8 protein-coding genes are annotated in these 8,902 nt (G+C 67.7%); 5 read left to right on the top strand and 3 right to left on the bottom strand.

Annotated elements, in window-relative coordinates; genetic code table 11:
• Positions 1-316 precede the first annotated feature (316 nt).
• Positions 317-817 carry a hypothetical protein gene (locus ABS73_RS09210; protein ID WP_277019828.1) on the bottom strand — a complete coding sequence of 167 codons (501 nt, stop codon included), beginning with the start codon at positions 815-817 and terminating at the stop codon, positions 317-319.
• Positions 818-934: 117 nt separating this feature from the next.
• On the opposite strand from ABS73_RS09210, the gene ABS73_RS09205 reads away from it, so the two are divergent.
• Positions 935-1,345: a SufE family protein gene (locus ABS73_RS09205; protein WP_277019826.1), complete on the top strand. Its 411-nt coding sequence runs from the start codon at positions 935-937 to the stop codon at positions 1,343-1,345.
• On the opposite strand, the gene mnmA is transcribed toward ABS73_RS09205, so the two are convergent.
• Positions 1,317-2,486: a tRNA 2-thiouridine(34) synthase MnmA gene (gene mnmA, locus ABS73_RS09200; protein ID WP_277019824.1), complete on the bottom strand. Its 1,170-nt coding sequence runs from the start codon at positions 2,484-2,486 to the stop codon at positions 1,317-1,319. The genes ABS73_RS09205 and mnmA overlap by 29 nt on opposite strands.
• Before the next feature lie 174 nt (positions 2,487-2,660).
• Here mnmA and sciP point away from each other — a divergent pair, with 174 nt between their 5' ends.
• The 4 genes from sciP to recG all read left to right on the top strand — a co-directional run bounded on the left by sciP (position 2,661) and on the right by recG (position 8,131).
• Complete coding sequence (gene sciP, locus ABS73_RS09195) at positions 2,661-2,936, top strand: CtrA inhibitor SciP (RefSeq protein WP_136857852.1); 276 nt, start codon at positions 2,661-2,663, stop codon at positions 2,934-2,936.
• 98 nt (positions 2,937-3,034) lie between these two features.
• Positions 3,035-3,745: a response regulator transcription factor CtrA gene (ctrA, locus tag ABS73_RS09190; RefSeq protein ID WP_136857851.1), complete on the top strand. Its 711-nt coding sequence runs from the start codon at positions 3,035-3,037 to the stop codon at positions 3,743-3,745.
• Positions 3,746-3,857: 112 nt separating this feature from the next.
• The gene (gene ligA / locus ABS73_RS09185) at positions 3,858-6,038 is read left to right on the top strand and encodes an NAD-dependent DNA ligase LigA (RefSeq protein ID WP_277019822.1); all 2,181 of its coding nucleotides are present in this window, start codon (positions 3,858-3,860) and stop codon (positions 6,036-6,038) included.
• Complete coding sequence (gene recG / locus ABS73_RS09180) at positions 6,035-8,131, top strand: ATP-dependent DNA helicase RecG (protein WP_277019820.1); 2,097 nt, start codon at positions 6,035-6,037, stop codon at positions 8,129-8,131. The genes ligA and recG overlap by 4 nt, the downstream gene beginning before the upstream one ends.
• 271 nt (positions 8,132-8,402) lie before the next feature.
• On the opposite strand, the gene ABS73_RS09175 is transcribed toward recG, so the two are convergent.
• On the bottom strand, positions 8,403-8,840 hold the full coding sequence (locus ABS73_RS09175; protein ID WP_277019818.1) for an iron-sulfur cluster assembly scaffold protein: 438 nt from the start codon (positions 8,838-8,840) through the stop codon (positions 8,403-8,405).
• Positions 8,841-8,902 lie beyond the last annotated feature (62 nt).

Here is an 8,902-nt window from a genome sequence, read left to right as displayed (position 1 = left end):
AGGCGGCATTCATCGCTCGGCTTCAAGAGCCCCATCGCCTTCGAGCGAAAGGCCCGGGAACTGAGCTAAACGCTCTCCACCAAAGCCGGGCAAGTCCAGCCTACCTCAAACTGGATAAAAGGTAGGGGCAATGTCAGCGCGGCTATACGCTGGCCAGTTCGCGGTGCGGTCTCGTGGTGGGTGCAACATGGTCATGCCATTCGTCTAATCGGATGCAATCGCGAAATTATTCCTTAAGCCGCAGACTTCTGCAACAATGCCCTGCCACGCCTCCGACGCGTTCGGCTGGCGCAGCGCTTGAGGGGGTGCAAACCCCTTAGCGGCGTAGCGTGATCACGCGGTCGCCGCCTTCGATCTCGATCGCGGTCAGGCGGGACAGGCGCAGGAAGCTCATCGGAACCGCGACCGTGATGCTGTCGATGACGGGGTTCGCGGGCAGGCGGGCGGTCGTGGCATCCGCAGCCGGGGGGACAGCCACGAAGCGCAGGCGCAGGACGCCGTCCGCGTCGGGTTGCAGCGGATCGCCGGGGCGCGCCACCGCAGGAACCAGCGCGGCGGAATGATAGCCCTTGACCGGACCGAACCCGCGCAGCACCAGAAGCCGTCCGTCGGCCAGCCGCTGCCACCCGGCATCCAGGATCTGCGGCACGGTGGGGCGGGGATCACGGACCTGCGGATAGCCCCCCTCCGGCGCTAGGGTCTGGGGCGTGGCGGTGCCGGGACCCCATCCGAGGGGGTTCCAGCCGCTGTCCCCGAAGCGCCCGCAGCCCGACGCGGTCAGGGCGACGATCAGCAGCGGCAGGGTCAGTCTGGTCATGGTGCATCCCTTCGGCGGTCCTGCCCCGTGATAGGCGATCCGGGGCGCGCGGAAAAGCCTCTTTGACCTGACCGCCGCGCCGCGTTAGGCCATGACGCCGGATATCAGGAGAGACCCATGGCCACCCCCGCCTTCGAGGACATCGCCGAAACCTTCGACTTTCTGGATGACTGGGAAGAGCGTTATCGCCACGTCATCGAACTGGGCAAGGCGATGCCGCCCATGGACCCCGCCGTCCAGGTTCCCGCCACCAAGGTCGATGGTTGCGCCAGCCAGGTCTGGATCCTGCCCCGGATCGAGGGCCGCCGTTTCGATTTCCAAGGCGACAGCGACGCGCTGATCGTGCGCGGGCTGATCGCGGTGCTGCATGCCCTGTATGCGGGCGTGCCGGTCGATCAGGTGGGGCAGATCGATGCGCAGGCTGCTCTGGCGCGGCTTGGTCTGGACGAGCATCTGTCGGCGCAGCGGTCGAACGGGCTGCGCGCGATGATCGAACGGATCAGGCTGCTGGCCGCCGACGCAGGCTGATCCAGCCGCCGCCCAGCACGCGCGTGCCTTCGGTCTCATAGAACACGCAGGCCTGACCAGGGCTGACGCCGTCCTCGGGGTCCAGCAGCTCGACCTCGGCGCGGCGGCCGGGCAGGGGGCGCAGGATAGCCGGGCGCGGCGGGCGGGTCGAGCGGATGCGGACCAGGCAGGGGATCTCGCCCTCGAAGGGCTGGTCGCCCAGCCAGTTCACCTCGGTCACGGCGACGGTGCGGGTGGAGAGCGCCTCGCGGGGGCCCACGACGACGCGGCGCGTCTCGGGCTCCAGCCGCAGCACATAGAGCGGCTCTCCGCCGCCGATGCCCAGGCCCCGGCGCTGTCCGATCGTATAGTGGATGACGCCGCGATGCCGCCCCAGCACGGTGCCCTCGCGGTCGACGATATCGCCGGGGTCGGCGGCGCCGGGGCGCAGCTTTTCGATGACGGCGGCATAATCGCCGTTGGGGACAAAGCAAATGTCCTGGCTGTCGGGCTTGTCCGCGACCGACAGGCCGTATTCGGCGGCCAGGGCGCGCGTCTCGGCCTTGCTGACCAGGTGCCCCAGGGGAAAGCGCAGGAAGTCCAGCTGCTGCTGCGTGGTCGAGAACAGGAAATAGCTCTGGTCGCGATTCGGATCGGCCGCCATGTGCAGCTCGGCCCGCAGGGGGCCGTCCTTGCGCTGGATATAGTGGCCGGTCGCCATGCAATCGGCGTCCAGATCGCGCGCGGTCTCCAGCAGGTCGCGGAACTTGACGCGCTCGTTGCAGCGGATGCAGGGCACGGGCGTCGCGCCGGCCAGATAGGCGTCGGCGAATTCGTCGATCACGGATTCGCGGAACTTGTTCTCGTAATCCAGGACGTAATGGGGAAAGCCCATGCGCTCGGCCACGCGGCGGGCGTCGTGGATGTCCTGGCCCGCGCAGCAGGCGCCCTTCTTGGCCAGCGCCGCGCCGTGGTCATACAGCTGCAGCGTCACCCCAATGACATCGTAACCCTCGGATTTCAGCTGGGCTGCGACGACCGAACTGTCCACGCCGCCCGACATCGCCACGACCACCCGCGTCTGTGCGGGCGGCTTGGCAAAGCCCAGGCTGTTCAATTCGGTTGGGCGCGCATCGGTGCGCGTGGCGGCGGTCAGGGTCATGGGTGAACTTTCGGCCCGATGGGCAAGGCTTGCGGGCGACAGAGGGATTTGCCTCAAAATATAGGCAAATTCGGCCCATTCTCAACCCCGACAGCGGCGGAAATCCCCCCAAGGCTAACGCCGTTTTAAGGGCTTTGGCGCCAGAACTGCAGGACGCGACGGAAGGACCCTGCAATGTTCGTGAAAAAGACCACTGGCCCGCGGATCGTGACCCTGGAAGACGGGCGCATTCTCAGCGTCGCGGATCTGCCGCTGGCCGACACGCGGTGGGTGGCCAGCCGCAAGCAGACGGTGGTTCTGGCGGTCTCGCATGGCCTGATCACCCGCGATGATGCCCTGCGCCGCTATGGCCTGTCGGAGGAGGAATTCGACAGCTGGTGCATGGCCGTGGCCCGCCATGGCAAAGCGGCCTTGAAGGTGACGGCGTTACAAAAGTATAGACAACCATAGGTTGCGTCCGCCAAGATGGGTCGACCGGTAACGACATATTAACCTGTCCGAGAGATTGTCGTGACATGACCTTTGGCGAATCGGGGAAAGATCAAGCCATGCGAATCCTTTTGGTAGAAGACGATCCCAGCACCGCGCGTGCGATCGAATTGATGCTAACGGCAGCCAGCTACAACGTGTTCCTGACCGACATGGGAGAGGAGGGGATCGATCTGGCCAAGCTGTACGACTATGATCTGATCCTGCTGGATCTGGATCTGCCGGACATGCACGGGATGGAGGTCCTGCGCCATCTGCGCCTGGCGCGCATCGACACGCCGATCCTGATCCTGACCGGTTCCGACGATACCGAGAGCAAGCTGCGCGGCTTTGGCTTCGGCGCCGACGACTACATGACCAAGCCCTTCAACCGCGAGGAGCTGCAGGCCCGCATCCAGGCCATCATCCGACGCTCGAAAGGGCACAGCCAGGCCCTGATCCGCACCGGAGAGATCACGGTGAACCTGGACGCCCGTTCGGTCGAGGTTAAGGGCAAGCCGGTGAACCTGACCGGCAAGGAATACCAGATCCTGGAGCTGCTTAGCCTGCGCAAGGGCACGACTCTGACCAAGGAGATGTTCCTGAACCACCTCTATGGCGGCATGGACGAGCCCGAGCTGAAGATCATCGACGTCTTCATCTGCAAGCTGCGCAAGAAACTGTCCGAGGCCCTTGGCGGCGAAAGCCATATCGAGACGGTCTGGGGCCGTGGCTATGTCCTGCGCGATCCCGGCCCCGGCAATGAGGAACGTCTGGCCATCGGCGCCTGAGGCGGGAACGGGGCTGCCGGTCATGCGGCTTCTGGACGATCGCGCGCCCTTGGGCGATACCCGCATCTGACACGGTCGGACGTTCCGACCGGACAGGACGATGGGGGCAGGGATGTCGCAGAACATGTCGGGCAGGCAGCCGATCGCGGAACTGAGCCGGGACCAGGCCGCGGACGAGATCGCGGATCTGGCCGCCCGCGTCGCAGAGGCCAATGACGATTATCACGGCCGCGACGCCCCCAGGATCAGCGACGCCGATTACGACGCGATGAAGGCCCGCCTCGCCGCGCTGGAGGCGGCCTTTCCCGACCTTGCCCCCGCCGACAGCCCGACCGGGCAGGTGGGCGCGGCCCCGGCCGAGGGGTTCGGCAAGGTGGTGCACGCGCAGCGCATGATGTCGTTGGGCAATGCCTTCAGCCGAGGCGATGTGGAGGATTTCACGGCTCGCATCCGCAGTTTTCTGGGTCTGTCCGACGATCACCCTCTGGAGATGACCGCCGAACCCAAGATCGACGGGCTGTCGCTGTCCCTGCGATACGAGGATGGCGTGCTGGTGCAGGCCGCGACGCGCGGCGACGGGGCGGTGGGCGAGAACGTGACCGCGAATGCGCGGACCATCGCGGATATTCCGCAGCAGCTGCCCGCCGCCGCGCCCTCCATTCTGGAGGTCCGGGGCGAGGTCTATATGAGCCACGACGATTTTGCGGCGCTGAATGCCGCGGACGGGGCCAAGGTGTTCGCCAATCCACGCAATGCCGCCGCCGGTTCGCTGCGCCAGATCGACCCGGGCGTGACCGCCCGCCGTCCGCTGCGGTTCTTTGCCTATGGCTGGGGACAGCTGAGCGCGCCGCTGGCGGCGACGCAGGCCGGGTCCGTGGCGCGGCTGGCCGAGCTGGGGTTCAGCACCAATCCGCTGACCCGCCTGTGTCACAATACGGCGCAGATGATCGACACATGGACCGTGATCGAGCAGCAGCGCGCGACACTGGGCTATGACATCGACGGCGTCGTCTACAAGGTCAACGACCTGGAGTTCCAGCGGCGCCTGGGGTTCCGCTCGACCACGCCGCGATGGGCGCTGGCGCACAAGTTCCCGGCCGAGACCGCCTGGACCCGCCTTGACCGGATCGAGATCCAGGTGGGCCGCACCGGCGCGCTGTCCCCGGTGGCGCGGCTGGAGCCGGTGACCGTGGGCGGGGTCGTCGTCTCGAACGCCACCCTGCACAACGAGGATTACATCGCCGGGCGCGACAATACCGGCGCGCCGATCCGCGAGGGCCGCGACATCCGCGAGGGGGATTGGGTCCAGGTCTATCGCGCGGGCGACGTGATCCCCAAGATCGCTGATGTCGATTTGGCCCGCCGGTCGGCGGACAGCGTGCCCTATGCCTTTCCGGCGCAGTGTCCGGAATGCGGCTCGGACGCGATCCGCGAACCCGGCGACAGCGTGCGCCGCTGCACCGGGGGCCTGATCTGCCCGGCGCAGGCGGTCGAAAAGCTGAAGCATTTCGTCAGCCGCGCTGCCTTCGATATCGACGGTCTGGGCACCAAGCAGATCGAGATGTTCTTTGCCGACGACCAGCTGCCTATCCGAGAACCCGCCGACATCTTCACCCTCGCCACGCGCGATGCGGGTAATTTCACCAAGCTGAAGAACCGCGACGGTTTCGGCGAACGTTCCGCCGAAAAGCTGTTCGCCGCGATCAAGGATCGGCGCGCCATCCCCTTGGCACGGTTGATCTTTGCGCTTGGCATCCGTCATGTGGGCGAGGTCGCGTCTGTCACGCTGGCCCGCCATTTCGGCGACTGGCCCGCGCTGGTCGCGGCCATCGACGGGGCCGCGTCGGAACCCGCCTTTGCCGCGCCCGACGACAAGACGCGGCGGGCCACTCTGCCGGACAGCCCGCATTGGGCCGAGTTGACCGGCATCGACGGGATCGGCGCCGTGCTGGTCAACTCGCTGGTCACGACCTTTGCACAGCCCACCGAACGTGCCAGCATCGACCGTCTGGCGGCGCTCCTGGACATCCGGCCCGCCGACAACCCGCATGCCGTCCAGACCGAGGTCTCGGGCAAGACGCTGGTCTTTACCGGCACGCTTGAGCGCATGACCCGGGCCGAGGCCAAGGCGCGGGCCGAGGCGATGGGCGCCAAGGTCGCAGGCTCGGTCAGCGCCAAGACCGATCTGCTGATCGCGGGCCCCGGCGCCGGGTCCAAGGCCGCCAAGGCCGAGGCCTTGGGCGTCACCGTCATTGACGAGGACGAATGGCTGCGCATCGCGGGGGCCGGATGACCGCTCCCAAGGGTCGCCCGCCCGCGCTGTTCCCGCTGTTCGCGGGCATCGACACGCTGCCCGGCATCGGCCCCAAGGGCCGCGCCGCGCTGGAACAGATGGGCATCGACAAGCCGCGCGACCTGATCCTGACGCTGCCCGCCAGCGGGATCACCCGTCGCCGCATCGCCCGCATCGCCGACGCCCGCGCGCCCGAGATCGTGACCATCACCGTCACCGTGACGCGCCATCACCCGCCCCAGGTCCGCGGCCGCCCGTTCCGCGTCCATTGCACCGACGGCGAGGGTGATCTGACGCTGGTGTTCTTTCGCCCGCGCGACAATTGGATCGAAAGCCAGCTGCCCGTGGGCGCACGCCGCGTCATCAGCGGCAAGCTGGAGCTGTTCGACGGGCTGGCGCAGATGGTCCACCCCGATCATATCCTGGCCGAGGACGAGGCGCTGCCGCCCAGCTTTGAGCCCGTCTATCCGCTGTCGGCAGGGCTGACGCAGAAAGGCATGGCCAAGGCTGTCGATGCAGCGCTGACCCGCCTGCCCGAGGTTGACGAATGGATCGACCCGCAGTTGATCGCGCAGCGTGGCTGGCCGTCATTCGCGGATGCGCTGGATCAGGCGCATGCGCCGCAATCGCCCGGCGCGCTGTCGCCCGACAGCCCGGCGCGGGCGCGGCTGGCCTATGACGAATTCCTGGCGCATCAGATGACGTTGGCGCTGGTGCGTCGCGACCGGCGGCGGCTGAAGGGGCGGGCCAGCGCCGGCGACGGCGCCCTGCGCGCGCGGGTGCTGGACAGCCTGCCCTGGCCGCCGACGGGCGCGCAGGCCCGCGCGGTGCGCGAGATCGCCGAAGACATGGCCAGCGACCGCCGCATGAACCGCCTGCTGCAGGGCGATGTCGGGGCGGGCAAGACGCTGGTCGCGCTGATGGCCGCGCTGGTCGCGGTCGAGGCCGGGGGCCAGGCCGTGCTGATGGCGCCGACCGAGATCCTGGCCCGCCAGCATGCCCGCGCGCTGGAACCGCTGGCGCGGGCGGCGGGCGTGCGGCTGGCCGCGCTGACCGGGCGCGACAAGCGCGACCTGCGCGGTCAGATCCTGACGGATCTGGCAGACGGCACCATCGACATCCTGGTCGGCACCCATGCGGTGTTCCAGAAGGATGTCACCTTCCACGACCTGCGGCTGGCGATCATCGACGAACAGCACCGGTTCGGCGTGGCGCAGCGGCTGGAGCTGTCGGCCAAGGGCGACGTGCCGCCCGACATGCTGATCATGACCGCGACACCCATCCCGCGGTCGCTGGCTTTGTCGCAATACGGCGATCTGGACCTGTCGGTGCTGGACGAAAAGCCGCCCGGACGCCAGCCCATCACCACGGTGATGATCGCGGACACGCGGCTGGAACAGGTGACCGAACGCCTGCGCGCGGCGATGGCGCAGGGCGCCCGCGCCTATTGGGTCTGCCCTTTGGTTGAGGAGAGCGAGATCACCGACCTGACCGCGGCCGAGGCGCGCTTCACGCATCTGCGCGCGATCTTTGGCGACAGGGTGCGGCTGATCCACGGCCAGATGCCCCCCGAACAGCGCGACGCGGCGATGGCCGATTTCGCCGATGGCACCGCGCAGCTGCTGGTCGCGACCACGGTGATCGAGGTCGGCGTGGACGTGCCGCAGGCCACGATCATGGTGATCGAACGCGCCGAAAGCTTTGGCCTGGCGCAGCTGCACCAGCTGCGGGGGCGGGTGGGGCGGGGCTCGGGGGCCTCGACTTGTCTGTTGATGTATCACGGCCCGCTGAACGAAACTGGCGCCCGCCGCCTGACCACCCTGCGCGACACCGAGGACGGGTTCCGCATCGCCGAGGTCGACCTTGAGATGCGCGGCGCGGGCGACGTCATCGGCACCGCGCAATCGGGCCTGCCGCGGTTCCGCATTGCGGATCTGGAACATCAGTCCGGGCTGATGGCCGTGGCGCGTCAGGATGCACGCGCGCTGTTGGAACGCGACCCGGTGCTGGAGACCCCGCGCGGGCAGGCGCTGCGGCTGCTGATGTGGCTGATGCAGCAGGATCAGGCGATTCGATTGATCCAGGTAGGCTGACCAAGCAGAATGTTCTTAAAAAGTTCTTTACCGAATCGTCAGAACATGAGAACAAAGCAGCAACAGAGAGGAGTTGCCGCCCATGACCCGTGATACCGCCATTGACCTGCTCGGTGCCGCCGCGCTCAGCCTGACCACCATTGTCCTGCTGTGGCTGCCCGCCATCCTGCAGGTCTGACCGACTGCCCCGCGTTGCCATGGTGACCCCCGCCTGTGGGTCACCGTTCCCAGGAACGCGCACCTGACCGGCCCTGCAAGGGGCCGGTCTTTTTCATGCCGCCGCCTGGTCCATGGCGTCCAGCGTCGCCTCCCAAGCCAGCAGGATCGAGGCGTGGCGGTTCGGATAGGCGCGCGCGGGAATCAGCGCCTCGAGATCGGCAAAGGGCGCGGCGGGGGCGGGGGCGTCCTGGGTCAGCATGGCGCGCAGCTGGTCGCGGGCCTGGCTGATGCCCGCCCGGTCCATGCCGATCACCGCCTGCCCCAGAACCGAGGCTGAGGCCTGTCCCAGGGCGCAGGCCCGCACCTCCTGCGCGAAATCGCTGATGCGGCCATCGGCCACCGACAGATGCACCGTCACCGACGATCCGCATTGCGGAGAGCGACGCTGGACGCTGGCCTGCGCACCTTCCAGCCGGCCCTGATGAGGGATCGCGGTCGTCAGCGCCAGGATGCGCCGCGAGTAGAGCTGCATGAGGTCGGTCTCGGCCATCCGTGATCCTTGGGGTTTCGCCAGCGCGGGTCGGGGGTTAGATAGGGACGGCCATGCCGAAA

Origin of the sequence: Paracoccus sp. SCN 68-21, from assembly GCF_001724535.1 — a bacterium.
Taxonomy (GTDB): Bacteria; Pseudomonadota; Alphaproteobacteria; order Rhodobacterales; family Rhodobacteraceae; genus Paracoccus; species Paracoccus hibiscisoli.
This window is presented reverse-complemented; position numbering and strand designations above follow the sequence as displayed.

Excerpts from the sequence above, each read along its gene's own strand:
- ABS73_RS09210 (WP_277019828.1), bottom strand. The coding sequence starts at position 817 with ATGACCAGACTGACCCTGCCGCTGCTGATCGTCGCCCTGACCGCGTCG.
- ABS73_RS09205 (WP_277019826.1), top strand. The coding sequence starts at position 935 with ATGGCCACCCCCGCCTTCGAGGACATCGCCGAAACCTTCGACTTTCTG.
- mnmA (WP_277019824.1), bottom strand. The coding sequence starts at position 2,486 with ATGACCCTGACCGCCGCCACGCGCACCGATGCGCGCCCAACCGAATTG.
- sciP (WP_136857852.1), top strand. The coding sequence starts at position 2,661 with ATGTTCGTGAAAAAGACCACTGGCCCGCGGATCGTGACCCTGGAAGAC.
- ctrA (WP_136857851.1), top strand. The coding sequence starts at position 3,035 with ATGCGAATCCTTTTGGTAGAAGACGATCCCAGCACCGCGCGTGCGATC.
- ligA (WP_277019822.1), top strand. The coding sequence starts at position 3,858 with ATGTCGCAGAACATGTCGGGCAGGCAGCCGATCGCGGAACTGAGCCGG.
- recG (WP_277019820.1), top strand. The coding sequence starts at position 6,035 with ATGACCGCTCCCAAGGGTCGCCCGCCCGCGCTGTTCCCGCTGTTCGCG.
- ABS73_RS09175 (WP_277019818.1), bottom strand. The coding sequence starts at position 8,840 with ATGGCCGAGACCGACCTCATGCAGCTCTACTCGCGGCGCATCCTGGCG.